The sequence below is a fragment of the Thermogemmatispora sp. genome, from assembly GCF_019683755.1.
GTDB lineage: Bacteria > Chloroflexota > Ktedonobacteria > Ktedonobacterales > Ktedonobacteraceae > Thermogemmatispora.
In genome coordinates this window covers 1-25,087 of sequence record NZ_JADGHT010000023.1, presented here as the reverse complement: position 1 = coordinate 25,087, position 25,087 = coordinate 1, and the positions used below count along the sequence as shown (strand labels likewise).

The window sequence follows — 25,087 nt, the reverse complement described above, 5'->3', positions numbered from 1 at the left end:
CTCCCCATTGATGGCTTTGTCAGCCAGTTGCTGAAAATCAACAATCATCAATCTTCTTTCCTCCCCAGGCAGCTTGCCGGTAATCAGGAGCTTGCTTCATTGAGCGGCTCAGTGGGAATTCCCTCTTCCGTCGCCGACGCCGCCGCCGCCGCAGTTGCGCCAACCCCCTGACCCTCGGCGATGTCCAGCGCCATGCTCTCCAGCAATCCGGCGCTCAGAAGCTGGCTACCGGCAGCCGCAAGGGCCTCCTCGTTCAGGTTGGCGAGATGGGGCAAGGGGCCATACAACGGCACCGGACACCAGCGCTGCAAGGCGTTGGCATTGCTGCGTACCGACAGATCGCTCTCGTCAGGTGCTCCCGGATGGTTGAGCACAACGCCCAGGACGCGCGCCCGCTGGCTGGCCACGGCGACGGTCAGACAGGTGTGATTGATGACTCCCAGGACATTGCGCGCGACGACCAGCAGCGGCAGCCCCAGCGTGACGGCCAGATCAAGCATGGTCTGCTGAGCCGTCAGCGGCACCAAGAGACCGCCTGCTCCCTCTACAAGGACAACGTCATGTGTCGCCAGGAGCTGCCGATAGCAGCGCACAATTTCCGCCAGTTCGATGGTCACCCCGGCCTCCTCCGCCGAGAGGGCCGGAGCCAGGGGCAACGGCAAGGCGTAGGGAACGATCAGTTCCAGCGGCGCCGTACAGCGCGCCACTCGCCGCAGGAATTGGGCATCCTGAGCGCCATCACGCCCCTGCTCCGGGAGACAGTCGGTCTCTGCCGGCTTCATCACCCCGACGCGCAGCCCGCGCTGCACAAGAGCCGCGGCCAGGGCCGCCGTGACAATGGTCTTGCCAACACCTGTATCGGTACCAGTGACAAAGCATGCCCATTTCACGAGAGTACTTCCTCCGCAACTTTCTCGATGGCAGCATAGGTAATATCCAATAAGCGCACCAGCTCGGGATGTGAAATTGCCAGCGGCGGCATGATGACCAGCACATCGCCGAGCGGACGCAGAATCAGCCCGCGTCGCCGCGCCTCCTTGATGACGCGCACGGCCACACGCTGCTCAGGCGGGAACGGTGTCCTGGTCTTCTTGTCTTGCACTAACTCAATGCCCACCATGAAGCCACATTGACGAATGTCTCCGACAATCGGTAGAGCCTGAAAGGAGCGGAGCCACTCCTCCATGAGGGCGATGCGCAGCTCCAGACGCTGAAGCGTCTCTTCTTGCTCAAAGACCTGCAGGTTGGCCAGGGCCGCCGCACAGGCCAGCGGGTTGCCGGTGTAGGTGTGGCCGTGATAGAAGGTGCGTCCGGGACCAAGAAAGGCCCGATAGATCTCCTCGGTGGTTAGGGTGGCCGCCAGCGGTAGGTAGCCACCGGTCAGGCCCTTGCCAATGGCCATCAGGTCAGGCTCGATCCCTTCGTGCTCGCAAGCGAACATCTTGCCTGTGCGCCCGAAGCCCGTAGCCACTTCGTCGGCGATGAAGAGGATGCCATGACGTTTGGCGATCTCCCAGACGGCGCGTGTGTAGCCCTTGGGATAGACATAGATGCCCGCCGCCGCCTGAACCAACGGCTCCATGATGACCGCCGCTAGCTCGTGCGCATGGGTGCTGATGACCCGCTCGACTTCTTCAAGACAGGCCATCTGACAGGCCGGATAGCTTTTCTGTAGATGACAACGATAGCAGTAGGCGCTGCGAGCTTCAAGATGAGGAAAGAGCATCGATAGATAGGAGCGGCGATACATGTCAATACCGCCGACGCTCATGGCGCCCACGGTGTCGCCGTGATAGGCGCTGTGCAGGGCGAAGAACTTGGTTCGCTGCGGCTGCGGTGAGGGACACTGCTGCCAGTACTGGATGGCCATCTTGAGGGCGATTTCGACCGCTGCCGCTCCTGTGTCGGAGTAAAAGACGCGCTGCAGACGCCCCGGGGCGAGATCGACTAGCCGTTGGGCCAGCTCGATGCCAGGCGGATGCGTCAGCCCCAGAAAGGTTGTATGGGCCACGCGCTCGAGCTGCTCACGGATGGCGCGGTCGATGGTCGGGTGGCGGTGTCCGTGGATGTTGACCCACAACGATGAGACACCGTCAAGGTAGGGGTTGTTGTCGCTGTCGATGAGATAGCAGCCGTCGGCACGCTCGATGACAAGCTGGGTTTCTGCTTCCCAGTCGCTTTGCTGGGTGAAGGGGTGCCAGAGTACGCTTTTGTCGAGATTCTGCCAGCGAATGCTCTCGCCGCGAGAGGCCATAGCTCAGCTCCTCCTTTCTCTTCCTCTGTGGCTCCTTTCCAGTCCAGCGCGCGCCAGGACGCCAGCGGACACTTCTCTGTCCGAGCGCGCCGCCGGGCATCTCTGGGCCTTCGCTCCTCTATCAATCAGGGAGCATCTCCTTTATTCGCGCTGGTATCTACTGTATGCTCCCTTTCATCTCTTTTGCTCAGAGCAGGCCCAGTTCGCGACCGACGTCCGCGAAGGCTTCCAGGGCAAAGTCGAGGTCGCTGCGCTCGTGCACGGCCATGACGCTGGCCCGGATGCGCGCCATGCCCGCAGGTACCGTCGGCGGGCGGATGGCCACCGCAAGGACCCCACGTTCCTGCAGGCGCTCCGCCATCTTGAGGGCTTGCCCAGCCTCGCCGACCAGTACGGGTACGATATGGGTGCTGGAGGTCAGGGTGTCAAAGCCAAGGGCCTGTAGCCCCCGACGCAGATAGGCAGCGTTGGCCTGGAGCCGCTCGACGAGCATGGGCTGCTCTTCGAGGACGGTGAGCGCAGCCAGGGAGGCGGCGATGACCGGCGGTGGCAGGGCAGTGGTGAAGATGAAGGGGCGCGCAACGTTGATCAGGTAGTCGGTGAGCAGGACAGGGCCAGTCACGAAGGCGCCAAAGCTGCCGAGGGCTTTGCTGAGGGTGCCGATGGCGATGATGCCCTCGTAGTCGCTCGCTACAGTGGCCAGCAGCCCGCGCCCGCCCGGTCCCAGACAGCCAGTGGCGTGGGCTTCGTCAACGAGCAAGAGGGCGCCATATCGATGGCTGAGGGCGATCAGTTCTTCCAGGGGAGCGATATCACCATCCATGCTGAAGACGGAGTCGGTGACGACGAGGATGCGGCGATACCGCCCGCTGCTTCGCGCTTCGGCCAGCAGGCGCGCGACGGCGGCGCTGTCGTTGTGGGGGTAGACGGTGCAGGTGGCACGGCTAAGACGGCAGCCGTCGATGATGCTGGCGTGGTTGAGAGCATCGCTGAGGATGAGGTCGCCGGGACCGACGAGGGCGGTGATGACGCCGACGTTGGCGACGTAGCCGCTGTTGAAGAGAAGGGCGCTTTCGCTCCTTTTGAAGCGGGCAAGGCGCCGCTCCAGTTCGGCGTGCAGGTCGCTGCTGCCGGCGATGAGGCGCGAGGAGCCGGCGCCGCAGCCGTAGCGCTCGCTGGCCTGCCTGGCGGCTGCTTTGAGGGCTGGATGGGTGGCCAGGCCAAGATAGTTGTTGGAGCTGAGATTGAGCAGACGACGTCCATCGCGCTCTAGCCAGGGTTCGCCGCTCCCCAGCTCTGGACGCAGTCGCCGATAGAGCTGAGCCTCGCGCAGGGCCTTCAGCCGCTCACGCATGAAATCCAGGGGCCTGCTCTCCTGCATCATTCTACCTGTTCCCCTCGCTCACTGCTGTGATGTCTCTGGCTCGCTCTGCCTCGTGGCCCCGGTTACGCTCTGCTCCGGCGAGGCGCTGAGGCGACGCGATTGGTCTTATTGTAGCGGAGCTGCTCCAGGCTGGCAAGGGTACTTTTGGCAGCCACGTTAGTTGAGGCTCTCGCGCCGCTGCTGGTCGCGCAGGCTTCTCCCGAGGCGCCGCAGTAGGCTGCGCCCAAGGCGCAGTTCGAGCGGCAGGGCTTTAGCCCCCACGCTGCGGCAAAAGCGTCTCAGGAAGCTTTCGACCAGGCCCAGGAGCCAGCGGATCTGGTGAATCTCTGGCTCGGTGAAATAGACCAGGTAGGCTGTTCGGCTGGTCATCGTCTGCTGGCAGCGCCGCTGCAGCAAGGTGAGCACTTCCTCTATTTCTCGCATGCCGCACAGGGTGGCTTGCTCTTCTTCGCTCAGTTGCTGGGCAATGGGTCCCTGCAACCAGAGAATTTCTCGTGTCTGGAGCCAGTGCTCCCAGCAGGCTTGTCCGCTGGGCGAGAGCATGGCAAAGAGCTGCTCCTGGAGTTCGGCCAGCAGGCGCCCGGCAAGGACCCATTCAACCAGGGTGGTCAGTGGAAACTGCGGCATGCCGGCCAGCAGCGAATGGCGTCGCGGGCGTCTCGGCTGGCGCCCTTGAGGAGAAGGACGATGCCGGCTCATGGTTTGCGCCCCCAGACGGCCAGCCCTCCGCTGCTGGTGCGCAGACGTGCCCATTCCTGGGGCAGGGCGGCAAGCGTCTCGGCCACCTGCTCGCGGGGGAGACGGTTGACGGCGGCAAGCTGCGGCTCCAGGGTCCGCAGGGCGCTCAGGATGTCTTCGCGGAAGAGGGGGGCACCCCGCCGACGTCCATACAGTGGCATCTGGAAGCGCAGTGTCTGCGGCTGCAGGCCACGCTCGTGCAGCCAGTGGGGCAGGTTCAGAGCGGCATCCAGGCGCAGACCATGCCGTTCCAGGAGGGCGCTGAACCAGGTGCGGACCTGCCGGTGAAGCGGTCCTTCGTTGCAGGTGTCGCCAGTGGCTTCGATCAGTTCGAGCCAGCCGCCGGGCCTGGTGATGCGCAGCAGATCGGCGAGGATGCCAGGCCAGGCGGTGAGGGGAATGGCGGTAGCCAGAAAGCGCTGATGGACGTAGTCAAAGTGAGCTTCGGGGAAGGGCAGGCCAGCTAGCAGGTCGGCCTGAACCGGCTGGCAGTGCGGAGGGAGCGGCTGACGGCAAAGGGAGAGGTCTTTGTCAAGGGCCACCAGTCGGGCGTGAGGCCAGCGGCGGGCGGCTTCGCGCAGCCAGATGCCGGTACCGCTGCCGACGTCCAGGATGGCGGTCGCTTGCTCGACTGGCGCTAGGAAGTGGCTGCCCAGGAGCCGGCGCAGGGCAAAGTGTTGCAGGTCGAGGCGGGCCTGTTCGCGGCGCGAGCGCGGCAGGACATAGGTCTCGGCGGGACCGGGGCCGGCGGCGCTGGGGCCAGTGGCGGCGATGGCGGGGGAGCCGCTGGCTCCCAGCAGATGGGTGAGCCAGGTCCAGATCATGCCTGCCCCTCCTTTCGCTCGGAGAACAGCCGACGCAGGATGGTGGCCCACGACGCTCGCTCGCTACGGGGCAAGACGATCGGCTGCGGCTGGTTGAGACAGAGACTGCGACAGAGGCAGCGCTCGCAGGGCGGCTGTTTGTGCGCTACGCCTGGGGTCCAGGGCTGGGGCACGGTGGCCATGCTGAAATTTCCTCCTCTCTACTTGTCAGTATCTTCCTCGAACGATTATACTGTCCATCGAGATAGTCAGATGCTTCTCTGACTTGTATCATAGCAGGAAGATTACGACGGCAACGGTACTACATGTTCCTTACGACGGCACACTATGCTACCTATCAGAAGCGGAGGATGCCTTCGTTATGTTACCCAAGAATACTTTCGGCCACCTTATCCGCACCTACCGCCGCCTCCGCGGCTGGAGCCAGGCTGACCTGGCCCAACGCTGGGGCTACAGCCGTGAATACGTCTCCCAGATCGAACGCGGCCAACGCAAGCTCGACAGCCTCCAGCAGGTCCTGCGCCTCGCCGACCTCCTCGACATCCCTCAAGACCAGCTCGACGCCATCGGGCGCGGCATCCCTCGCCGCTCCCTCCCGATCCAGCGCCCCGAACAAGCCGATAGCGCCATCCTTCAGATGCTCCTCGCCCCAAGCCGCGACATGGTCCAGCTCTCTTACCTGCTCTGGATCGCCGATCAAGCCCCCTCCCTCGAAGATAAGCTCCACGACCTCGTCTCCCAACTCGACCAGGCCCTCATCTCTTATCACGGTGACCTCCTCAAACCCGCTCAGCAGCTCCTCGCCTACGCCCACCAGATGCTCGGACGCATGGCCGTCGACCGCCTCGACCTGGCCGCCGCCGCCGGCCACTTCTCCGAAGCCATCGCCCTCGGCGAGGAACTTCGTGACCCCGACCTGCTCACCATCGGCATGGTCTATCAGGGCAGCCTCTTACGCAAGCGGGGCCGCTTCGAAACGGCCATCCGCTGCTTCGAGGCCGCTCGCCAGCATCTGATCGGCGCCAGCCCGGCCACCCAGGGCATGTACTACGTCCATCTCTCCACGGTCTACGCGGACAGCGGCCAGGAAACCCCTTTCCTGCGTTGCATCGAGCAGGCCCTCGATCTAGCTTCCAGCCAGCAGGACAGCCTCGCCGGACTGGCCAACGATTTCAGCCTCGATGATGTCCTCTGGGCTAAGGCCGGCGGCTTCTCAGAGTTGTGGAAACCTGCCGAGGCTCTCAAGGTCTACGAGCAGACAGACAAATTGCGCCCATTCAGGCCGCTGCGAGAGCAGGGAGCGTACTTGATTGATAAGGGAGAGGCTTACCTACGCCTGGGAGAGCTAGATGAGGGAATCTCTCTCTCCTTGAAAGGGATAGAACTAGCCACCTCCTATCAATCAAGACGTCAGCTAGGCTGGGTCGAAAAAACATATCAGCGTTTGCGCGTTCTCCCCATCGGGAAGGATAAACGTCTTGATACTTTGAAAGACGCCTTGTCTGAGGCAAGAAGGAAGCTAGAATAATCAGCCTGAGAGCACAGCATGATCGTTCCAGGCCAGCCTGTTCCTGCCTGGCTCTTACCATAGCCGGCTCATTCTCTCTTAGCATACGCGCGATCCGTCGCCTGGCAACAGGCACAGCTCGCGTTCTCTCTTGTGCAGCATGGAGACTAATCATGAAGCAGGCCGAAGCCCTCGCACCCGAACGCTTTAGCCCCACAGTCGCCGGCCTTCCACTCTTCTACAACCGCGGCACTGTCTACGAAGAGTATGCGCGTCGCTGCGCTGACCTCGGGCAAGCTCAGCTCGCCTTCCACTACCTCGACCTCGCTCAGCACTCCCTGCCTGCTACCCGCTTCTGGGAGCTGATGCTACTCACCGCCCGCGTCATCGTCCTCGTCAAGGCCCACGAGGTCGACGCCGGCACCTCCCTCGCCCTCGATCTGCTCCCCGAACTCAAACAGAAGGGCCTCCAGCGCTTCCTTGACCGGCTCCACTTCGTTCAGCGCTCCCTCGACCAGCTCCAGCAGCAGGCTGCACGCGCCAGCCGCTCCCTCGCCGACGCCCTGGCCGAGTCCGCCTCCGATTATTGACACAGAGAGGGGACTGCCACCATGTTACCTCAGCACACCTTCGGCCACCTTATCCGCACCTACCGCCGTCTCCGCGGCTGGAGCCAGGCCGAGCATCCCGCTTGACCGAGCACCCCTACAGCACGAATTAGAGGCGCCTACCTAGCTCGCACGCCATCATGGTTATGCCCCAGTGCCTCAGCTACCTTCCTCCGACCGCCCAGGGCTGCGTGCTTCATCCCCTCTCTCCATTACCTCTGTCCTGATCACTTTTGCCTCTCGCCTGCTTATGCTATGCTCATCCATATCGATAGTCTACTTCTGGCTCTGACTCTACTCATAAAGGATGAGGCCACAATGAACCCTGCCGCACGGAAGGCCTTCGGCCTACTCAGCCAGCAGCTTCGCTCGCGCGCGTCGCTTAACCTGACAATAGCCTGGCTACCCGCCATCTGTTTGTTCCTACTCGCCTTGCTGCTCTACCTGCATGCTCTGGGATCGCCCAGCCTCTGGTTTGACGAAGCCTTCTCAGTCGAGCTGGCGCGCCAGCCACTGCCGCGGCTCTGGCAAGCCATCTGGGGACCAGAGCCGAATATGGAGCTGTATTATCTCCTACTGCATTTCTGGCTGCAACTCACCGGCGCTCTCGGACAGGCCCCCACCGAATTCATCGTCCGCCTCCCCTCAGCCATCTGCGCCGCTCTCAGCGTTGTAGTCGTCTATCTCTTCGGCAAACGCTACCTCAGTGTGAGCGGCGGTCTCTGCGCGGCCCTGCTCTACCTGCTCAACTACTCAACACTCATCTATGCCCAGCAGACCCGCGCCTATGCCCTGCAACTGCTGCTGCTCACCCTCTCCTGGTACGCCCTGGCTGCCTGCTACACTGCCCGCCGCCTGGCCGGCTGGTGGACCCTCTATGTGGTCGCCACCACCCTGGCCCTCTACGCTCAGCTCTTCAGCCTGGTCATCTTCTTCATCCAGTTCGTGACCATCGCTGGCCTCTGGCTGCTGCCTACAGTCTGGCGCGAGGCCGCCCGTCAGCGCTGGAAGCCTATCGCCAGCGCCCTCGTCGCTATCGGCCTGCTTGCCCTGCCACTGATCCCCGTGGCCAGACAAACTGGCAAGACCGACTGGCTGGCACAGCCGCACTTCCACGACCTGCTCAACCTGCTGGCCGTCATGCTCGGCGGCGATCATCCACTCGTGACCCTGCTGGTCCTGAGCTGCCTGCCAGCCTTGATACTGATCCCGCTGGCCTTCAGCCTGCAACGGCTCCAGAGCCGACGTCAGCCCCAACCGGCACGCGCCTCCGAGAGCGCCGCCGGAGGTGATGTCCCCACCGACCAGCGTTGGTACCACTCTGTCAGCCATCTCCCGCTGCTCTGGCTCATCAGCTGCTGGTTCATCCTGACCATCCTGCTCAGCTTCGGCCTCTCACTCGGACCAGCCCGCCTCTTCTCCTCCCGCTACCTAGTAGTCACGATGCCCGCCTTCGCCCTCCTCAGCGCCCTTGGCCTCTCACTCGTGCGTCCGCGCCTGCTTCAGCAAGCGCTCGTTCTCCTGCTCGTCGCCCTCTCCTTCGTCAACGCCCTCGACTACTACCCTCACGCCCAACTCGAAGACTGGCGGAGCGCTGCCATGTGGCTCCAGCACCACTACCAGGCCAACGACGGCCTTGTCTGCTACAACACTATCCAGGGCTGTCAGGTCTCCTTCGAATACTACTTCGCCGCTTACCCCATCAGCCAGGCCCACTTTACCAATGACGCCCCGGGGAACCTGCTCTCCTGGCAGACCGACAGCGGCTACGCCGCCCCGGGACGCACACCAGACGCCGCCCTCGACATCAACGCCGTCGCCGCCTACGCCCGCCAACACCCACGCCTCTTCTACATTGTCGGGCGCGTGCCCGATAGCCAGGCTGCCCAGCAAGTCAGCGTCGTTGAGACCTGGCTGGACCACCACTACCACCTGTTGGCCTCCATGAGCAGCGCCGGAGGCATCAGCGTGCGTCTCTACGCCGTCACACCAGAGCTGTCCTCAGAGCGCCCCCCGACCAGCGCCAGTGGCTGGCTGTTGACACTGGCCCCTACGATCCCGCCAAACGGAGAGCTGTCGCTGATCAGGCGAGAGCACCGCCCCGCCGGCTAGATGGCGACTCATGGCCTCGACATCCACCCACTGCATGCGCCCAGGACTGAACTGCTCGGTCGTTGGCCCAGAGACCCCATCACGCTCTTTGGATCGTAGGCGAGCCTGACATCAACCACTGCCATCACCCCCCAGGGCCGCATTGACCGCGTAGAGAGTCTGCTCATCCTGCGAAAGGGCCAGCGTATAGAAGTGGAGCAAGGCCCTGGCCTGCGCACCTGTCCCAGTCGGCAGATCGACGCAGTGCGCCAGCAACGGGTCGTCAAGCCGATCAGTGAGGGGCAGAACATGAATGAAAGCCTTATTCTGCCCGGGATTGATCTTAGATGGTAAAGGCGGCCTTTCCGTTGGGCGGCAGTTGGCGGTGAGAGCAAGCCCCTGCATCTTTCCATCAGGCTCGTTCTTGTCAACGATCACCCGGGGCAGCAGTCGGCCATCCGCTACATCATATGCTCGCACATTATAGTGAGGAGTGACTGACTGTTCCTTATAGGGGGTATACCTGCAAGACCTGAACTAGAGCTAAACAGAGGGAGGCATCTCGATGATCTACGCAGAACCTCATCCAGCAACAGCAACAGAGCCAGCGTCACCCCCAAGCGAGCGGCACACGCCCCCACTGATCGGAGAAGCCCACTACCGAGCGCTGGTCCGCAAGCCAGACCTGCCACCAAAGAAGCAGCCAAAAACAGGATGCCCCACCACCCGCCCCTGAAGGTGGTAGGACACCCAGCAAGATCAGCAAGACCAGCGAGACCTTGTCATCGCCGAAACCCAGGCCGCCCAGATACGGCTTGCCCAGCCAGTCCGCAATTGAAGCCCCCAGGGGCCTGGTCACAATATAGGCCCACCAGAAGGCTGCCATCACATCGAAGCAGAGCAACCAGAGCCCAACGCGGGCAGCGCAAAGAAGACTGCGAAGAGCGGAAATCGAGGGGAAGTAACCGAGATTCAGGGTAGCTGCCGTCAGGCCGCCTGCCGCCGTTCCGAGAGCAAAAGCAGCGATCACCACCGCCCAGTAGAACAGCTCACGGCGCCCGCGATAGACGCTGTGGATCGAGAGCGTGTGCTCAGACACGTACCAGGCCACGCCGCCAGGGGAGCAGACCCGGGCCACCTTACTCACCAACAAGGGAACCGCTGACTAGACTCGCTTCTGCGCCAGGCGGGCCATCATCAAGCGGATCGCCATCGCCTCGCGGAAATGCTGACGCGCCAAGCGCTCAGCCTCGTCCTCATCCTGGCGCGCAATAGCCTCAAAGAGCGCCTCATGCTCGGGCAGGGCCGCCTGCTGGCGCTCCGGCTTATCGAGGGTCGTCTTCTGCAAGCGCTCGATCAAGTCGCGCAGATTCGTCAGCTCACGGAACAGATAGCGATTGCGCGCCGCCTGCCAGATCGTCTCGTGAAAAGCATGGTTGAGCATCACCAGTCGCTCAACATCACGCTGCTGTGTTGCCTCGCGATACTCCTCCAAAATGCGCCGCAAACTGGCCACCTCCAGCTCTGAACGCAAACGCGCCGCCAGTCGCGAAGCCATCCCCTCCAGCGTCTCGCGCACCGCACAAAGCTCCTCCAATTCCTCCGGGGAAGTCGTGCCGACGACAATCCCCTGACCAGTATCCCGCACCAGATTGTCCGCCTCCAACTTGCGCAGCGCCTCCCGCACCGGCGTCCGACTGACCGAGGCCAGGGCGGCAATGTTCTCCTCCACCAGCCGCTCATTAGGCTCTAAGGTTCCATCAAGAATAGCATTGCGCAGAAATTCATACAGTTCCTGGGCGCGGGAACGCTCACCCGGGAGCTGGATTCGAGAGAGAGGCATCTACTTCACCCACTTTCCTGAGAGAAGTGTCATGGAGAGCTTTCCTTGCTCTCCTTAATTGTATACATCCGTATGCAAGACGCTGTCAAGCGAGCCGGAATTTCTTGACAGGGAGTAGATGCCGCTTCTACCCCTCTCAAGTGTGGCCATTCAACAAGGCTCACCCCCTTGACAAGCCCTCTTCCCCAGTGTATATAACTGTTGTACGACTGTATACGACTGTATACAGTGACAAGTTTGTGATGAGAGCAGGCCAAAGCGCTGGCGCTGCCTACCTGCGAGACAATCACTGTGCTTGCGGACCCGTTGTCAGAACCAGACCCGAGACTGAGAGATCAGCTCCGGCGTCTGGTTTCAGGTGACCCGATACGTCTGGTCGTCAGCGTCCCCAAGCGCAACCGAGGCCGTGCTGCCGGCCTACCTCGCACGGGAGCAGATGAAGAGCCAACAGTAACATTGGCTGATTGCCTCGTAGTCTTGTACATACAGCAGTATGCCCTATCAGACGTACGATAGGATGGTGGGAGAAGCGCCCATCAAGGCGAGGCGGAGCATGCAAGAGAGGCCTGGCAAGTCAGAGCAGTTGGCAGGCGACCACAAGCACAATAGATCATGCTGTCTGGCTGTTCGGCTGACTGATCTTCTGTACTTTGTCCTGTACACGCCACTCCCGGGCGTTGCCGAGCAACCTGCGCCTACTCATTTGTCAGATTGCCTGCCCCGCGGCAGCGAGCGCCACGCTGACTAGCCAATCCGACATAGGCCGGTGTGGCCATGCCGGAGGCGCAGGAGGAAAGAGCCTCCAGCTCTATCGAATGGACGAACGCACGAACAATGGCGGCCCTATTCAACTACCACAAGGAGGTGTCCTGACATGGCACTATTTCAGCGACCGCACGCGCCCCATCGTCCTCTCTCACGCGGTCACCTCATCATTGCATGCCTATTGCTGATGGCACTGGCGCTTTCAGCCTGCGCCTCCTCAAACGCCGGTGGAGCTTCATCCTCGGAGCCGATCCGCATCGGCTTCTCTATTACCGAGACGGGGCCGCAATCGGCTCCTGCCAAGTTTGACCTCCAGGGTTACCAGCTTGGCGCCGAAGCCATTAACGCCCAGGGCGGCCTACTTGGGCGCAAAGTGCAACTGGTCTACTACGACGACCAGGGGAGCGCCTCAACCGCTGTCCAGCTTTACCAGCGTCTTATCACCACCGACAAGGTAGATCTCCTGGTTGGGCCATACCAGACCGACCTGACCTCAGCCATCGCGCCGCTGGTGACACGTTACAAGATGGCCATGCCAGCGATGGCCGCCAATCTGGAGCCTTTCAGCGGGCGCTATCCCTACCTTGTGCAGTCAATTACCCAGACCCCGCGCTACATGATCCCTGTCATCGACCTGGCGGCGACTAAGGGCTACAAGACGCTGGCCCTGCTGATCCAGGATACGGCCTTCCCGCGCGAGCTGGCTCAGGGGATCAAGCAAGAGGCTGCCGCGCGTGACATACGCGTGGTCTTTGAAGCCACCTACCCCGCTGACACCAATGACTTCACGGCGCTCGTCCTCAAGGCCGGTGCCGCCAAGCCCGACATGATCATCGGCGCCACCTATCTCGCGGACGCCGAGGGCATCATTCGCGCGGCGCGAGCCTCTAACGTCAATGCCAAGCTCTTCGCTTTCAGCATCGGGCCAGTCGAGCCGGAGTTTGGCAGCGCCCTGGGCAGCGCCGCTAACGGCATTCTGGGCACAACGCTCTGGTTCCCCACCCTCAAGACCGCCGGCAATGCCGAGTTTGTGAAGAATTTCCGCGCACGCTTTGGTCGCGATCCCGACTACCATGCGGCGATGGCCTACGCCACAATGCAGGCCTTGGCGGCAGCCGTCAAGATGGCCGGCAGCCTGGATCAGACCAAGATCCGCGATGCCTACCTCAAGCTCGACCTGCAGACGGTGGCCGGTGAGTTTAAGCTGAACAGCCTTGGTCAGCAACTGGGCTACCAGTCCTACGTGCTGCAGTGGCAAAACGGTAGGCAAGAACTGGTCTGGCCGCCGGAAGTGGCTACCAGCACGGTGCAGTTGCCGCACCCGAACTGGTGAGCACGCCTGCGATGGGCCGGCGTGGCGCTGCTCTGCGCGGGGCGGGCACGCCCGTCTGACCTGGAAGAGGGGGAACGCGAACGATGCTTCAGCTCCAGACCTATCTGTTACTCCTACTGACCGGCATCATGTGGGGCGGGGTCTACTTGCTGATGGCCCTCGGTCTCAATCTGATCTATGGCGTCATGAAGGTGGTCAATCTGGCTCACGGCGATTTCATTGTCGTGGCTGGCCTGCTGGCTGTGACGCTCTATGGCGCCTTCCAGGCCGGGCCAGTCCTGGCTATCCCTCTGGCTGCCTTGCTCTTTCTGCTCGTTGGCCTCGCGGTTTACCGTGGCCTGCTCGCTCGTGTGGATACGGCGGGACCGCAGGGTGAGCTGCGCACGCTGCTGATTACCTTCGGTCTCTCTTCGATCATCTCGAATATCGCTCTGCTCATCTGGGGAGGCCAGTATCAGTCAGTGCCGTTCTTTCAATCCTCCGTGCGCCTGGGATCGCTCTTCTTGCCGGAGTCGTTGATCATTTCCTCACTGGTGGCCTTTGTGCTGGCCTTCGCTGTTCAGTTCTGGCTAATCCGCACGCGCTGGGGGCGGCTGGTGCGGGCTACGGCTCAGTCGGAGCTGGGAGCCGCTAGCTGCGGCTTGAACACGAGCCGTATCCGCCTGCTGACCTTCGCGCTGGGGGCCGCTCTGGCGGGAGCCGCCGGCGCCCTCACTGTGGTGCTGATCCCTGTGCAGGCCGCTTCTGGCGGCTTCGTGACTGTGCAAGCGTTTACGCTGATCGCGCTCGGGGGCCTCGGCAACTATCTGGGCGCTCTTCTGGCCGCCATCTTGCTCGGGGTGATCGAGGTCAGTAGCAGCTACTTCTTGGGCGCCAGCGCCGCCTCGGCGATGATCTACCTGATCTTTATTCTAGTGCTGATTGTGCGACCGCAGGGCCTGCTTGGTCAGAGGGGGCGCATATGAGAGAGAGACAGATGAGGCCAGCTTTGGCGCGGACCAGAGCGTCTCGGGTGACCAGCACGCTCGCCCGTCTCAGGCAAGAGACTGCCTGGCTACTCTTCGGTATTGTGGTTCTAGCGGCGGTGTTGGTGGCGCTCTTCGGCACTGGCGATCAAACACAGTTACTCTTCTCTACCTGTCTGTTCGCTGTGCTGGCCTACGCCTGGAACATTATCAGTGGGCTGAGCGGCTATGTCTCCTTTGGCCAGGTGGGGTTCTTCGGCATCGGCGCCTATGTGGCAGCCACCTGTCAGATTCTCTGGCAGTGGGACTGGTATTTGGCGGCTCTGGGTGCGGTCCTGGCGGCCATCGTGCTGGCCTTACCGCTGGGCACCGTCATGCTCCGGTTGCAGGGCATCTTTTTCGCTCTGGGAATGTTCGGGCTGAGCCGCATTGGCGCCCTGATCGCGACCTCCACTTCGCTGGTCGGTGGGAGTATGGGCGAGCCGGTGCCAATGGTGGGGACGACACAGGAGACGGCGCTGGTGATGCTGGGCTGCGCTGTGGGGGCCGTGGTGCTGACAGCCTGGCTGCTGCGCTCGCCGCTGGGGCTACGCCTGCTGGCTTTACGCGACGACGAGAAGGCCGCTGAGGCTTCTGGGATCAATACCAATGCCAGCAAGGTGATCGCCTTTTGCCTGAGCGCTGCTCTGGCGGCGCTAGCAGGCTCGCTCTACGTTTGGAACGTGGGCTTTATCGATCCCGGCAGCGCCTTCAACAATACCTATGAGCTGCAGACGATCTTGATGGTGCTCTTCGGCGGCATTGGGACGCTCTGGGGGCCGCTGCTGGGGGCCGTGGTCATCTCCTTGATTAGCAATGCTCTCTGGGCTCAGTTCCCGCAGCAGCAGCAGATCATTCTAGGGGCTTTGATTCTGATCGCGGTGATTTGGATGCCTGGCGGCCTGGTCTCGCTCTTCCAGCGCTTCGGCTGGCTGCGGCGCCGTCCGGTATGGGGTCCTCCGCCGCCGATAGGAACAGAGAAGCGCCTGCCGCTCTTTCCTGTGGCCGTTGGCAACACGGACGAGTCGGTGCTGTGCTGCCAGGAGGTGACGCGCCGCTTTGGTGGCCTGACCGCTCTGAATCGGGTCAGCCTGGAGGCTCGCAGTGGGCGTATTGTGGCTGTGATCGGCCCCAATGGGGCCGGTAAGACAACCCTCTTTAACCTGATCACGGGCTTTGATCGTTGCAACGGCGGAGCCATCCGTCTCGGCGAGAGGCTGCTGAACCGCCTGGCGCCCTACCGCATTGCCCGAGCCGGTATCGCTCGCACCTTCCAGACCTGTCGGCCTTTCCCCTCGCTGACGGCCTGGGAGACTCTGCTGTTGCCAGCTCTGGTGGCGAGTGCCTCCAAGGAGGAAGCCATCAGAGCGGCGGCTCAGATGTTGGAACGCTTGGCCTTGCGTGATCAGTGGGATGCTTCCCCCGAGAGCCTGCCGCCTGGTCAGCTACGTTTCCTGGAGATCGGGCGAGCTTTGATGTTGCGTCCGCGTGTACTGCTCCTTGATGAGGTCATGGCTGGCATGTCGCCCGAAGAGATCCGTCTCATCCATACTTTGCTGCGTGAGGCGGTCGCTGCGGGCTGTGCCGTGGTGGCGATCGAACACGTCGTTCCCGCCATTATGCCCATTGCCGACCATGTCTATGTCCTTGATTTCGGTACCACGATCGCCCAGGGCCGTCCGGACGAGGTGTTGCGCAATCCCGCTGTGATCGAAGCCTACCTGGGCACGGGAGAGGAGGAGCCGGTCAATGCCTGAGTTGCTCCAGCTACAGCAGATCTCGGGCGGCTACCACGGTCGCACAGTGGTCCATGAGGTCAGCCTGAGCGTCGCCGAGGGGGAGGCAGTGGCAGCCGTTGGCGCCAACGGGGCCGGCAAGACAACCCTCTTGCGCTTGATTATGGGTCAGCTTCCCTTGAGTGGTGGGAGGGTGCTCTTTGCGGGCCGTGATCTGGGGCGGCTGCCGACCTTTGAGCGCGTGCGCCTGGGTATCGGCTATGTGCCCGAGGGGCGCGCTCTCTTTCCCGAGATGAGCGTTGAGGAAAACCTAGAAATTGGAGCTTATCGTGCCAGCAAGGCAGAGCTGCGCCAGTGCCTGGACTATATCTATCACGTCTTTCCCAAGCTCCAGCGCCTGCGCCGGGCACGCTGCCGCCTGCTTTCCGGCGGTGAGCAGCAGATGGTCACGGTCGGACGTGCTCTGATGACCCGCCCGCGCCTGTTGATCCTCGATGAGCCATCGACCGGCCTGGCGCCACGGGTGGTCGGCGAGCTGTATCAGGCTCTGCGCGTCTTGCACAGTGGCGGTCTGACAGTCTTTGTCGTCGAGCAGAACGCCTATGCGGCCTTGCGCTTCGCTCAGCGCGGCTACGTCTTCGAGGACGGTCACATTACGCGCGTGGCGCCTGCCACCGAGCTGTTGCATGATCCGCGCCTGGCGGAGTCCTATGTCGGGCGTGCCAGTCCAATGGCGAGGAGCCAGGGACCCGCGTGATGGAGGGTTCCGGCCTGGCGCTTGAGCGCGCTGCTGAGTGAGGTGCCGGAGCCAGGGCCGGTGCTGGTCTGGTCAGTGAACAGTCTGCTTGCAGCCTATTCCGTTAGTCAGCGGGAGGAGGATTGATTGTCGATGGCAGCCATCAAGGGGGCGGAACTGATCGTTGATTTTCTGATCAGGCGAGGTGTCCCCTATGTCTTTGGTCTCTGCGGTCATGGCATCCTTGGCTTTTTGGATGCCGTCTACGATCGCCGGGACGAGTTACAGGCGATTTCTGTACACCATGAGGCCTGCGCTGCTTTTATGGCCGATGCCTATTTCCGCGTCGCTCAGAGGCCGGTTGCGACCTTCACCTCCTGTGGCCCCGGGTCCACCAACCTGGTGCCGGCCATCGCCTCGGCCTTCATGGATTCCTCGGCCTTCCTAGCCATCACCGGTAATGTCCCGACCTCGCAGTGGAACCGCGGCCCTTTTCAGGAGAGCGGGCGCTACTTCCAGGGGGAGTTTGTCAACGTGCTGCGTCCCTATGTGAAGCGCAGCTTTCAGCCGACACGGGCCGACATGCTTCCGCTGGCTCTGCGCCAGGCTTACACGCTGATGCTGAGCGGGCGTCCAGGACCGGTTCATCTCGATGTGCCGCTCAATGTCTTTGTTGAGACCGTGGAGCGTGAGGAAGCCGAACGTGAGCTGTGGGAGTGCCCGATCTCATCACGCGCCGGTGCCGATCCCGCCGATCTGCAGCAGGCCCTGCGTCTCTTGCTCGAGGCCCAGCGCCCGGTGATCGTCGCTGGACATGGTGTCGAGTTAAGCCAGGCTGAAACAGAGCTGCTGCTCCTGGCCGAGCGTCTGTCGATCCCGGTGGCTACCACGCCGCTCGGTAAGGGCGTTATCGATGCGCGTCATCGTTTGAGCCTGGGGGCAACGGGACGCAACGGCAGCTATCCGGCCAACGCCGCGACGCGGAACGCCGATGTCATTCTGGCTCTGGGGACGCGCTTTGACGATCGCTCGACTAGCTCGTGGTTGCCTGGCTTTACTTATCGCATTCCGCCTACCAGGCTGATCCATGTCGATATCGATCCCAGCGAGATCGGCAGGAACTTTCAACCGGCGGTCGGCATTGTGGGCGACGTGAGAACGGTGCTGCGTCAGTTGCTGGAGGCCCTGTCATCGTGTAAGACAGCGCTGGCGGCCCAGGCGGAGGCGCGTCGAGCCTGGCTGGCGAAGATTGGTGAGTGGCAACGCAAATGGGAGGCCCATGTCAATGAGCCGCGCCGCTCGGAGGCGGTGCCCATTCGGCCCGAGCGCGTCATCAGTGAGCTGCGCGCCGCCCTGCCCGAGGATGCCATCGTGGTCTCTGATGTCGGCGTACACCATAACTGGCTGGTCTCCGCCTTCCCGGCCTATCGCTCACGTACGCTCTTGCAGAGCTTCGGTTTCGCGTCGATGGGCTTTGGTGTCGCTGGCGCCCTGGGGGCCAAGCTGGCCGCCCCTGAGCGGCACGTGGTCAGTGTCTGCGGCGATGGGGGCTTCTTGATGTGGCCGGGCACGGTCGCCACAGCGGTCGAATACGCTATTCCGGTGGTCTGGCTGGTCTGGAACAACTATGGCTATTGTTCGATCCGCGATCAACAGCTCGGCTACTTTGGCAGCGGGCGCGAGCTGGTGACAAGCTTTGTCGAGGCGAAGAGCGGGCGCCTTCTCTCGGCTGATTTCGCGGCTATGGCGCGCGCAATGGGGGCTGAGGGCTATACGGTCGAGCGCCCCGGCGATCTGGGCGATCTCCTGCGCCAGGCTCTGGCCAGCGAGCGCCCAACGGTCCTTGATGTGCGTGTCGATCGCGAGATCAGGCCCCCAGCAACCGCAAGCTGGGAGCTACCGCCGCTGCCCCATCCATTACCTACTTTTGGCTGGCAGGAGGACCAGGTATGAGTGCCTCTCAGGACTTTGATCCGCGACCGGCTTCGATCCCCAAGGAGGCCAGCGAGGTGCGCCCGGTGCGGGCCGAAGAATTGGTCTGGGTTGAGCCACCGCAGCATCACGAGGCCTATTCTAAGCTGCTGGTGAACCCGGATAATAGCACGACGCGCTACTTTGATTTCCGGCTTTCGCTTTATCAGCCACGCGGCTACGCTGAGAACCACGTCCATGAACAGGCTGAGCACGTCTACTACATCCTCAAGGGGCGTGGCCTTATGCGCCTCGGCGAACGCCAATACGTGGTTGAGCCGCATATGGCCATTTTCATTCCACCAGGAGTGGTTCATTCGCTGGCCAATACGGGCCTGGAGGATCTGCTCTTCATCGTGGTGACGGTGCCCGCCGGCGAGCTGGAGCGCCGCGATCAACGCGAGCGCGAGATTGACAACCCCGACGGCGGCGCGACCTCGCCCGCTAGCCCAAGCGCTTAGTGGCGGCCAAATGCGCGCTTCGTCCTTGCTATCTGACGCCCACCAGCCCAGCGACCGGCGCCGGTCGGGTCGGCTCTTTCTGGCCCGGCCCGCCGGCCTCTGGCTGCCCTCCTCGTGCAGAGCAAGCAACCGTCATAAGAGCAAGCGACCTGACTTGCAGAAGAAGAAGAAGAAGAAGGAAAGGAGTTGGCTACTATCATGGGAGAGCGCTTGAAGGATCGGATCGCCGTGGTTACTGGCGCGGCACGCGGCAACGGACGCGCCATTGCAGAAGCCTATGCCCGTGAAGGGGCTCACGTGGTGATCGCCGACATCATGGAGGAGGCCGCCCGTCAGACTGCCAGTGAGCTTGCTCAGGTGACAGGTCAACGGGTTGTCGGGAGGCACCTCGATGTGACCAATGCGGCGGAGGTCAATGAGCTGGCCACCTGGACAGTGCACGAATTCGGACGGGTCGACATTCTGGTTAACAATGCCGGCGTTATCGGGCGTTACGATTTTCTGGAGATCACGGAAGCTGAATGGGATCGGGTGCTCAACGTCAACCTGAAGGGAACCTTTCTCTGTGGTCAGGCCTTCGCGCGCCGGATGAAGGAGCAGGGTGGCGGCGTCATTATCAATATCGCCTCGGTCAATGCCGAGAGCGTCAATCCGACGACCGTTCACTACTGCGCCAGCAAGGGCGGCGTGCGCACCCTGACCAAAGCGATGGCGCTGGCGCTGGTCAAGGCCAATATCCGCGTCAACGCCATTGGTCCCGGCCCGATCTACACCGAGCTGAGTAAGGATCGCCTGGATGATCCGCAGTCGTTGGCGGCCACGCTGGCCCATATTCCGATGGGACGCGTTGGGCAGCCGAGCGATCTGGCAGGAGCGGCCATTTTTCTAGCCTCCGATGAGTCGGCCTATATCACGGGAATCACCCTCTATGTCGATGGCGGCTGGCTGACCATCTAGCTAACTCAGGCTAGCGCCAATTCGGGCGAGAGAGAGAAGGGGCTTGGCCGTTTGATCACTCCTGCCGACTGGTCTGGCTGATGATCAGCAAGGCAGGCCCAGCTTAGGCGGACGACGCAGCCAATCCCCTTACCTACTCTGCCGTCCTGGGCCAGCGCCCTAGCACTCACCCAGCTAGCAAAGCCGCGAGAGGTTCTTTGTTGAACGAGTGAGCCAAGGAGACGAGGAGAAAGGAGGGAGACAGCAAGGTGATACGCCACATCTTTCTTGGAAAGGCCCGCGCCGAGGCAACGCCGGAACAGCTAGAGGAGCTGTGCGCCGCCTGGCGCTCGCTCGTTGGGCAAGTACCAGGTCTGCGCAGCCTGGTAGCCGGGCGCAATATTAGCCCGCGTGATCAGCAGTACACAGTAGCGCTGGTGGCCGATCTTGACGACATGGAGGCCTGGGAGCGCTATATGCAGCATCCAGCGCATGTGGAGATTAGCCAGCGTCTGACGTCTCAACTGATTCGCAGCGACGGGCGCGCAATGGCACAACTGGTAATGGAGGGCCAATGAGCGAGTACTACGATGTCATCGTGGTCGGCGGCGGCAACGCCGGCCTGAGTGCTGCCCACGCAGCGCGCGAGCAGGTGGACAAGGTGGTGGTGCTGGAAAAGGCCGGCAGCGACTGGGTTGGCGGCAACAGCTATTTCACAGCGGGCGCCTTCCGCACCACCTTCTCTAGTCTGGAGGAGCTGCTGCCGCTGCTGGATGAGCGCGATGAGGCCTTTCTCCAGCGGACCGCGCTCCCTCCCTACACACCCGAGCAGTTTTTGCAGGATATGCAGCGCACGACCAAGGGCCGCTGTGACGCCGAGTTGACGGCCATCCTGGTACGAGAGGCTGCCGAGACGATCCGCTGGCTGCATCAGAAGGGGCTGCGCTTCCGTCTGATGTACGATCGCCAGTCGTTCCAGGTCGACGGCGAGTTCCGCTTCTGGGGCGGGCTGGCCCTGGGTACGGTCAACGGCGGCAAGGGATTGATCGAGCAGCATCTGCAGGCAGCCAGGGCTAGCGGCATCGAAGTGCGCTTTCATAGCCCGGTCATCGATCTGGAGCGCGATGCGACGGGAGCTGTGTGTGGCGTGCTGTGCGCTCCGCCAGGCAGAGAGCGACAGCGTATTCGGGCTGGCGCCGTGGTCTTGGCGGCGGGCGGCTTCGAGGCCAATCCGCAGCTACGCACGTGCTATCTGGGGCCAGGCTGGGACCTGGCTCGCGTGCGCGGCACCCCCTACAACACGGGTGAGGTGCTCTTTGCCGCGTTGGCCCTGGGAGCACAGCCTTACGGCCACTGGAGTGGCTGCCATTCCGTAGCCTGGGATGTCGCTTCCCCCCCCTATGGCGATCGCCTCCTGACCAACCTGTTGACCAAGCAATCTTACCCGCTGGGCATTGTGGTCAATAGTCAGGGGAAGCGCTTCATCGATGAAGGGGCTGATTTTCGCAACTATACTTATGCCCGCTACGGCGCCGAGATCATGAAGCAACCCGATGGCATCGCCTTCCAGCTCTTCGATGCCAAAACTGAGCCGCTGCTGCGCAAGGATGAGTACACTGCGCCTGGCGTCTCGCGCTTCGAGGCCTTGACGATCCGTGAGCTGGCACAGAAGGCCGGCATCGATCCCGACGGTCTGGAGGAGACAGTAGCAGCCTTTAATGCCGCCGTGGTGCGCGATGTGAAGTTTAATCCAGCCATCAAAGACGGCAAGTGCACGGTCGGCATTACGCCCAAAAAATCCAACTGGGCCCAGCCCCTGGATACGCCGCCCTACTACGCCTTTGCCGTTACCTGTGGCATCACCTTTACCTTCGGTGGGCTGCGTATCGATGCCGATGGGCGTGTGCTGGACCGGCTCAATCTGCCGATTCCTGGTCTCTATGCTGCCGGTGAGCTGGTGGGAGGCCTCTTCTATCACAATTATCCAGGTGGGTCCGGTTTGATGGCTGGCTCGGTCTTCGGACGCCGCGCCGGGCGGGCCGCCGGGCAGTGGTCTCGCGAGAGACGCGCCCTTGATAAGGCCAGCTAGCCACTGGCTCGCCGGCTCCCCTCTCTGCTGCTCCTATCTTAGCCCGGAGAGGGAAGCTGGTGACCACCTGGCCCGGCCACGCAAGCGAGCGGGGCAGCGCTGACCGGACCGGACTTGACCAGGACCAGCCAGCCTGATCACACCAGCAGAGAAGAGATTGTCTTAAAGGAAAGGATGAGCACGATGAATCAGTCATCGGCTGCCGCCAAGGCGGTCATTGTGCGCGACAAGTGGAGTGGCGAGATCATCGGCGAGCTACCGCGAGCTGGCGAGCGCGAGATTGAGCAGGCGCTGCAGGCAGCGGAGCAGGCCAGCCGACGCCCCTGGCCAGCCCGCGAGCGGGCGGCAGTATTGCAGCGGGCAGTGGCGCTGCTCGAGGAGCGCCGGAGCACTGTGCTGGATACCATGCGCCGCGAAACGGGCTTCTCGCGCAAGGATGTGGAGCAAGAATTTGCCCGCGCCGTGGTGACGCTGACACTCTGCGCGCAAGAGGCCTTGCGTCTAGGCGGTGAGGTGGTTCCCCTGGATGCCAGTCCCGGCTTTGAGCAGCGTCTCGCTTTCACGATTCGCGTGCCAGTAGGCCTTGTCCTGGCAATCACGCCCTTCAATGCGCCGCTCAATACTGTCTGCCATAAAATCGGGCCGGCCCTGGCCGCCGGCAATGCCGTCCTTCTCAAGCCGGCGGAGCTGACGCCGCTGACGGCCTCACTCCTGGCTCAGATCCTCTACGAAGCCGGGCTACCAGAGGGCCGCTTGCAGGTGCTCTATGGCGCCGGCTCCGAGGTCGGCCTGCGGCTCCTGCGCGACCCGCGCATTGGTTTCACGACCTTCACCGGCTCGACCGAGGTGGGGGCGATCGTCAAGCGTGAGACAGGCCTCCGCCCGGTCTCGCTGGAACTGGGCAGCGTCTCAGCCACCATCATCTGTGCCGACGCCGATCTGGAGCGCGCCGCTCGCGATGTGGCCCATGCCGGCTATCGCAAAGCTGGCCAGGTTTGCACTTCGGTGCAGTCGCTCTTTGTCCATGCCTCAGTCGAGCGCGAGTTTGTGGCGCTCCTGAGTGAGCGCGTGGCCGCCCTGAAGAGCGGCAACCCTGCCGATCCAGCGACGGACGTCGGACCGCTGATTAGCCAGAGCGCGGCAACACGGGCCTGCTCACTGGTGGAGGAGGCACTACAGTCAGGGGCGTGCGTGCTAGTCGGCGGCTCCTGTGAGGGCACGCTCTTTCAGCCAACCCTACTGCATGAGGTTGCGCCGCCGATGCGCATCATGCGCGAGGAGATTTTCGCCCCGGTGGTGAGTCTGGTCCGCTTCGAGCGCCTGGAGGAAGCGATTGAGGCGGCAAACGCCAGCCGCTACGGCCTGCAGGCCGGCGTCTATACTTCGTCGCTGGCGACGGCGCTAGAGCTGGCCCGGCGTCTGGAAGTGGGCGGCGTGATTATCAATGGCACTTCCAGCACACGCGCCGATGGTATGCCCTACGGTGGTATGAAAGATAGCGGCTTCGGCAAGGAGGGGCCGGCTTACGCTATCCGCGAGATGACGGTAGAGCGCCTGGTTATGCTGGGACCGTAAGCCTGATAGCGGGGCGTTTCGGCGGTTACCTCCCGGTCTGCACTGGTAGCGTGGTGTGGCACGCGGGCGCCTCTTGACGCAGCGGGGTCGTGCGCAGCACCGTGCTGAGGTGTAACCCGGCCTCAGCCTGGTGATGCCTGCTTTGCCCCTACCCCCCGCTGCGTGAGGAGGAAGGCGCTGCGCCCTCTGACGACGGCAGGCGTCTAGAGGCGCGCGGCGCCTGCCGCGCTCGCGCCCTGCGCAGCAGCTAGCCCAGACAAAGGTGTTCACGACAGCCGCACCGCCCACCTCGCACACAAGGCTCGCCCCCGCAGCTAGCCCACTGCCAGCCATCTCAGTCGTGAACCAGCCAGGGCCAGAAACCACAGTGGTCCGCGTCTTTCTCAGAAGAGAGGCTTTTTTTATGCTCTCTCCCTCTCGCTCAGGCGAGCTATCTACTCGGGCAGCATCACCAGGAGAAATCTCCGATGACCTATGCAAGTTTTCTGGCTCTGTTCTTGCTTGCACCCTGCGCCTTACTGGCGCTTCTGTTGCGTCGACGACTGCTCTGTCGACGTTACTGGCTGGTCACAGCGCTGCTCGGCGGCATCGTCCTGCTTGCTATGGCCCCCTGGGATCATGCCGCCGTCGCTCGCGGTATCTGGAACTGGTCTTCCGCTCAGACCTGGGGTCTACGCCTCTGGCTTATTCCGCTTGAAGAGTATCTTTTCGCCCTATTAGAAACTCTGCTGACCACGCTCTTGCTCCTCGCGCTCTTGCCCGCTCAGCCTGGTTCTGATGGCGGGCGCAGGCTTCTAGAGAAAGAGAAGCCAGCTAACAAGAGGGGGGTCTGAGCGCGCATGGCCCACATGACCTATCTGCTCTTCCTGCTGGCCTGGGCCGTGCCCATTCTGGGCCTGCAATGGCTCATTGGCTGGCGCAAGCTCTGGGCCTGGCGCCGTCGCTGGCCCTGGGCCGTGCTGCTGGTCGGCAGCTACTTAACCCTGGCCGATAGCCTGGCCATCGCGCAACATCTCTGGTTCTTTCAGCCCGCGCTCATCCTGGGCTTCACCATCGGCAATGTTCCCCTGGAGGAAGCCCTCTTCTACTTCCTGACGGCGGCTATGATCGCTCAGGGCTTCGTCCTCCTGCTCCCACTCTCAGCCTTCCCCCCTGACTCTCCAGTAGAGTCATCTTTCTGACCAGCTACGACGACGAGGCGGGTCCTGCTCTCGGGAGCCAGAGAGCAGGAC

24 protein-coding genes are annotated in these 25,087 nt (G+C 62.6%); 15 read left to right on the top strand and 9 right to left on the bottom strand.

All coding sequences use genetic code 11. The annotated features are described in order from the left end of the window. Positions 1 to 83: 83 nt before the first annotated feature. The 6 genes from bioD to IRZ24_RS03380 all read right to left on the bottom strand — a co-directional run bounded on the left by bioD (position 84) and on the right by IRZ24_RS03380 (position 5,382). Positions 84 to 890 (bottom strand): dethiobiotin synthase, encoded by an 807-nt coding sequence (gene bioD / locus IRZ24_RS03405; RefSeq protein WP_297160532.1) that lies wholly within the window; start codon positions 888 to 890, stop codon positions 84 to 86. Next, positions 887 to 2,254, bottom strand: coding sequence for an adenosylmethionine--8-amino-7-oxononanoate transaminase (gene bioA, locus IRZ24_RS03400; protein WP_297160530.1), 1,368 nt, complete (start codon positions 2,252 to 2,254; stop codon positions 887 to 889). Before bioA ends, bioD begins: the two co-directional genes overlap by 4 nt. A 187-nt stretch (positions 2,255 to 2,441) precedes the next feature. Next, positions 2,442 to 3,638, bottom strand: a complete 1,197-nt coding sequence (bioF, locus tag IRZ24_RS03395; RefSeq protein WP_297160528.1) for an 8-amino-7-oxononanoate synthase — start codon at positions 3,636 to 3,638, stop codon at positions 2,442 to 2,444. 156 nt (positions 3,639 to 3,794) lie between these two features. Beyond that, on the bottom strand, positions 3,795 to 4,337 hold the full coding sequence (locus IRZ24_RS03390) for a hypothetical protein (RefSeq protein WP_297160526.1): 543 nt from the start codon (positions 4,335 to 4,337) through the stop codon (positions 3,795 to 3,797). Beyond that, complete coding sequence (locus IRZ24_RS03385; RefSeq protein WP_297160524.1) at positions 4,334 to 5,200, bottom strand: class I SAM-dependent methyltransferase; 867 nt, start codon at positions 5,198 to 5,200, stop codon at positions 4,334 to 4,336. Before IRZ24_RS03385 ends, IRZ24_RS03390 begins: the two co-directional genes overlap by 4 nt. Next, complete coding sequence (locus tag IRZ24_RS03380; protein ID WP_297160522.1) at positions 5,197 to 5,382, bottom strand: hypothetical protein; 186 nt, start codon at positions 5,380 to 5,382, stop codon at positions 5,197 to 5,199. The genes IRZ24_RS03385 and IRZ24_RS03380 overlap by 4 nt, the downstream gene beginning before the upstream one ends. 179 nt (positions 5,383 to 5,561) lie before the next feature. On the opposite strand from IRZ24_RS03380, the gene IRZ24_RS03375 reads away from it, so the two are divergent. The 3 genes from IRZ24_RS03375 (at position 5,562) to IRZ24_RS03365 (ending at position 9,427) form a co-directional block, all read left to right on the top strand. Further along, positions 5,562 to 6,728, top strand: a complete 1,167-nt coding sequence (locus tag IRZ24_RS03375; RefSeq protein ID WP_297160520.1) for a helix-turn-helix domain-containing protein — start codon at positions 5,562 to 5,564, stop codon at positions 6,726 to 6,728. Positions 6,729 to 6,880: 152 nt separating this feature from the next. Further along, on the top strand, positions 6,881 to 7,297 hold the full coding sequence (locus IRZ24_RS03370; RefSeq protein WP_297160519.1) for a hypothetical protein: 417 nt from the start codon (positions 6,881 to 6,883) through the stop codon (positions 7,295 to 7,297). 336 nt (positions 7,298 to 7,633) lie between these two features. Next, on the top strand, positions 7,634 to 9,427 hold the full coding sequence (locus IRZ24_RS03365; RefSeq protein ID WP_297160517.1) for a glycosyltransferase family 39 protein: 1,794 nt from the start codon (positions 7,634 to 7,636) through the stop codon (positions 9,425 to 9,427). Between the two features lie 111 nt (positions 9,428 to 9,538). Here the strand turns inward: IRZ24_RS03365 and IRZ24_RS03360 are convergent, their stop codons facing one another. From IRZ24_RS03360 to IRZ24_RS03350, 3 genes are all read right to left on the bottom strand, one after another. Then, on the bottom strand, positions 9,539 to 9,811 hold the full coding sequence (locus IRZ24_RS03360; protein WP_297160515.1) for a hypothetical protein: 273 nt from the start codon (positions 9,809 to 9,811) through the stop codon (positions 9,539 to 9,541). A gap of 205 nt (positions 9,812 to 10,016) precedes the next feature. Beyond that, a complete protein-coding gene (locus tag IRZ24_RS03355) occupies positions 10,017 to 10,553 on the bottom strand; it encodes a hypothetical protein (RefSeq protein ID WP_297160513.1) in 537 nt (178 codons plus the stop codon). An 18-nt stretch (positions 10,554 to 10,571) separates the two neighbouring features. Continuing rightward, on the bottom strand, positions 10,572 to 11,249 hold the full coding sequence (locus tag IRZ24_RS03350; RefSeq protein WP_297160511.1) for a GntR family transcriptional regulator: 678 nt from the start codon (positions 11,247 to 11,249) through the stop codon (positions 10,572 to 10,574). An 874-nt stretch (positions 11,250 to 12,123) separates the two neighbouring features. Here IRZ24_RS03350 and IRZ24_RS03345 point away from each other — a divergent pair. From IRZ24_RS03345 to IRZ24_RS03290, 12 genes are all read left to right on the top strand, one after another. Continuing rightward, entirely contained in the window at positions 12,124 to 13,347 is a 1,224-nt protein-coding gene (locus IRZ24_RS03345; RefSeq protein WP_297160509.1) for an amino acid ABC transporter substrate-binding protein, read from the top strand. Positions 13,348 to 13,430: 83 nt separating this feature from the next. Beyond that, positions 13,431 to 14,312: a branched-chain amino acid ABC transporter permease gene (locus tag IRZ24_RS03340; protein WP_297160508.1), complete on the top strand. Its 882-nt coding sequence runs from the start codon at positions 13,431 to 13,433 to the stop codon at positions 14,310 to 14,312. Next, a complete protein-coding gene (locus IRZ24_RS03335) occupies positions 14,309 to 16,108 on the top strand; it encodes a branched-chain amino acid ABC transporter ATP-binding protein/permease (protein WP_297160507.1) in 1,800 nt (599 codons plus the stop codon). Before IRZ24_RS03340 ends, IRZ24_RS03335 begins: the two co-directional genes overlap by 4 nt. Next, on the top strand, positions 16,101 to 16,844 hold the full coding sequence (locus IRZ24_RS03330) for an ABC transporter ATP-binding protein (RefSeq protein WP_297160505.1): 744 nt from the start codon (positions 16,101 to 16,103) through the stop codon (positions 16,842 to 16,844). The genes IRZ24_RS03335 and IRZ24_RS03330 overlap by 8 nt, the downstream gene beginning before the upstream one ends. A gap of 132 nt (positions 16,845 to 16,976) precedes the next feature. Further along, positions 16,977 to 18,776, top strand: coding sequence for a thiamine pyrophosphate-binding protein (locus IRZ24_RS03325; RefSeq protein WP_297160504.1), 1,800 nt, complete (start codon positions 16,977 to 16,979; stop codon positions 18,774 to 18,776). Beyond that, a complete protein-coding gene (locus tag IRZ24_RS03320) occupies positions 18,773 to 19,255 on the top strand; it encodes a cupin domain-containing protein (RefSeq protein WP_297160502.1) in 483 nt (160 codons plus the stop codon). The genes IRZ24_RS03325 and IRZ24_RS03320 overlap by 4 nt, the downstream gene beginning before the upstream one ends. 198 nt (positions 19,256 to 19,453) lie before the next feature. Beyond that, positions 19,454 to 20,212: an SDR family NAD(P)-dependent oxidoreductase gene (locus tag IRZ24_RS03315; protein ID WP_297160500.1), complete on the top strand. Its 759-nt coding sequence runs from the start codon at positions 19,454 to 19,456 to the stop codon at positions 20,210 to 20,212. 248 nt (positions 20,213 to 20,460) lie between these two features. Then, the gene (locus tag IRZ24_RS03310) at positions 20,461 to 20,769 is read left to right on the top strand and encodes a Dabb family protein (protein WP_297160499.1); all 309 of its coding nucleotides are present in this window, start codon (positions 20,461 to 20,463) and stop codon (positions 20,767 to 20,769) included. Further along, entirely contained in the window at positions 20,766 to 22,280 is a 1,515-nt protein-coding gene (gene tcuA, locus IRZ24_RS03305) for an FAD-dependent tricarballylate dehydrogenase TcuA (protein WP_297160497.1), read from the top strand. Before IRZ24_RS03310 ends, tcuA begins: the two co-directional genes overlap by 4 nt. 183 nt (positions 22,281 to 22,463) lie before the next feature. Further along, positions 22,464 to 23,855, top strand: a complete 1,392-nt coding sequence (locus tag IRZ24_RS03300) for an aldehyde dehydrogenase family protein (protein WP_297160495.1) — start codon at positions 22,464 to 22,466, stop codon at positions 23,853 to 23,855. A gap of 467 nt (positions 23,856 to 24,322) precedes the next feature. Next, a complete protein-coding gene (locus IRZ24_RS03295) occupies positions 24,323 to 24,688 on the top strand; it encodes a lycopene cyclase domain-containing protein (protein ID WP_297160494.1) in 366 nt (121 codons plus the stop codon). A 6-nt stretch (positions 24,689 to 24,694) separates the two neighbouring features. Continuing rightward, positions 24,695 to 25,036, top strand: coding sequence for a lycopene cyclase domain-containing protein (locus tag IRZ24_RS03290; protein ID WP_297160492.1), 342 nt, complete (start codon positions 24,695 to 24,697; stop codon positions 25,034 to 25,036). Positions 25,037 to 25,087: the final 51 nt, after the last annotated feature.

What these genes read in the sequence shown, in the direction of transcription:
- bioA (WP_297160530.1), bottom strand. Translation starts at nt 2,254, where the DNA reads ATGGCCTCTCGCGGCGAGAGCATTCGCTGGCAGAATCTCGACAAAAGC.
- bioF (WP_297160528.1), bottom strand. Translation starts at nt 3,638, where the DNA reads ATGATGCAGGAGAGCAGGCCCCTGGATTTCATGCGTGAGCGGCTGAAG.
- IRZ24_RS03390 (WP_297160526.1), bottom strand. Translation starts at nt 4,337, where the DNA reads ATGAGCCGGCATCGTCCTTCTCCTCAAGGGCGCCAGCCGAGACGCCCG.
- IRZ24_RS03385 (WP_297160524.1), bottom strand. Translation starts at nt 5,200, where the DNA reads ATGATCTGGACCTGGCTCACCCATCTGCTGGGAGCCAGCGGCTCCCCC.
- IRZ24_RS03380 (WP_297160522.1), bottom strand. Translation starts at nt 5,382, where the DNA reads ATGGCCACCGTGCCCCAGCCCTGGACCCCAGGCGTAGCGCACAAACAG.
- IRZ24_RS03375 (WP_297160520.1), top strand. Translation starts at nt 5,562, where the DNA reads ATGTTACCCAAGAATACTTTCGGCCACCTTATCCGCACCTACCGCCGC.
- IRZ24_RS03370 (WP_297160519.1), top strand. Translation starts at nt 6,881, where the DNA reads ATGAAGCAGGCCGAAGCCCTCGCACCCGAACGCTTTAGCCCCACAGTC.
- IRZ24_RS03365 (WP_297160517.1), top strand. Translation starts at nt 7,634, where the DNA reads ATGAACCCTGCCGCACGGAAGGCCTTCGGCCTACTCAGCCAGCAGCTT.
- IRZ24_RS03360 (WP_297160515.1), bottom strand. Translation starts at nt 9,811, where the DNA reads ATGCAGGGGCTTGCTCTCACCGCCAACTGCCGCCCAACGGAAAGGCCG.
- IRZ24_RS03350 (WP_297160511.1), bottom strand. Translation starts at nt 11,249, where the DNA reads ATGCCTCTCTCTCGAATCCAGCTCCCGGGTGAGCGTTCCCGCGCCCAG.
- IRZ24_RS03345 (WP_297160509.1), top strand. Translation starts at nt 12,124, where the DNA reads ATGGCACTATTTCAGCGACCGCACGCGCCCCATCGTCCTCTCTCACGC.
- IRZ24_RS03340 (WP_297160508.1), top strand. Translation starts at nt 13,431, where the DNA reads ATGCTTCAGCTCCAGACCTATCTGTTACTCCTACTGACCGGCATCATG.
- IRZ24_RS03335 (WP_297160507.1), top strand. Translation starts at nt 14,309, where the DNA reads ATGAGAGAGAGACAGATGAGGCCAGCTTTGGCGCGGACCAGAGCGTCT.
- IRZ24_RS03330 (WP_297160505.1), top strand. Translation starts at nt 16,101, where the DNA reads ATGCCTGAGTTGCTCCAGCTACAGCAGATCTCGGGCGGCTACCACGGT.
- IRZ24_RS03325 (WP_297160504.1), top strand. Translation starts at nt 16,977, where the DNA reads ATGGCAGCCATCAAGGGGGCGGAACTGATCGTTGATTTTCTGATCAGG.
- IRZ24_RS03320 (WP_297160502.1), top strand. Translation starts at nt 18,773, where the DNA reads ATGAGTGCCTCTCAGGACTTTGATCCGCGACCGGCTTCGATCCCCAAG.
- IRZ24_RS03315 (WP_297160500.1), top strand. Translation starts at nt 19,454, where the DNA reads ATGGGAGAGCGCTTGAAGGATCGGATCGCCGTGGTTACTGGCGCGGCA.
- tcuA (WP_297160497.1), top strand. Translation starts at nt 20,766, where the DNA reads ATGAGCGAGTACTACGATGTCATCGTGGTCGGCGGCGGCAACGCCGGC.
- IRZ24_RS03300 (WP_297160495.1), top strand. Translation starts at nt 22,464, where the DNA reads ATGAATCAGTCATCGGCTGCCGCCAAGGCGGTCATTGTGCGCGACAAG.
- IRZ24_RS03295 (WP_297160494.1), top strand. Translation starts at nt 24,323, where the DNA reads ATGACCTATGCAAGTTTTCTGGCTCTGTTCTTGCTTGCACCCTGCGCC.
- IRZ24_RS03290 (WP_297160492.1), top strand. Translation starts at nt 24,695, where the DNA reads ATGGCCCACATGACCTATCTGCTCTTCCTGCTGGCCTGGGCCGTGCCC.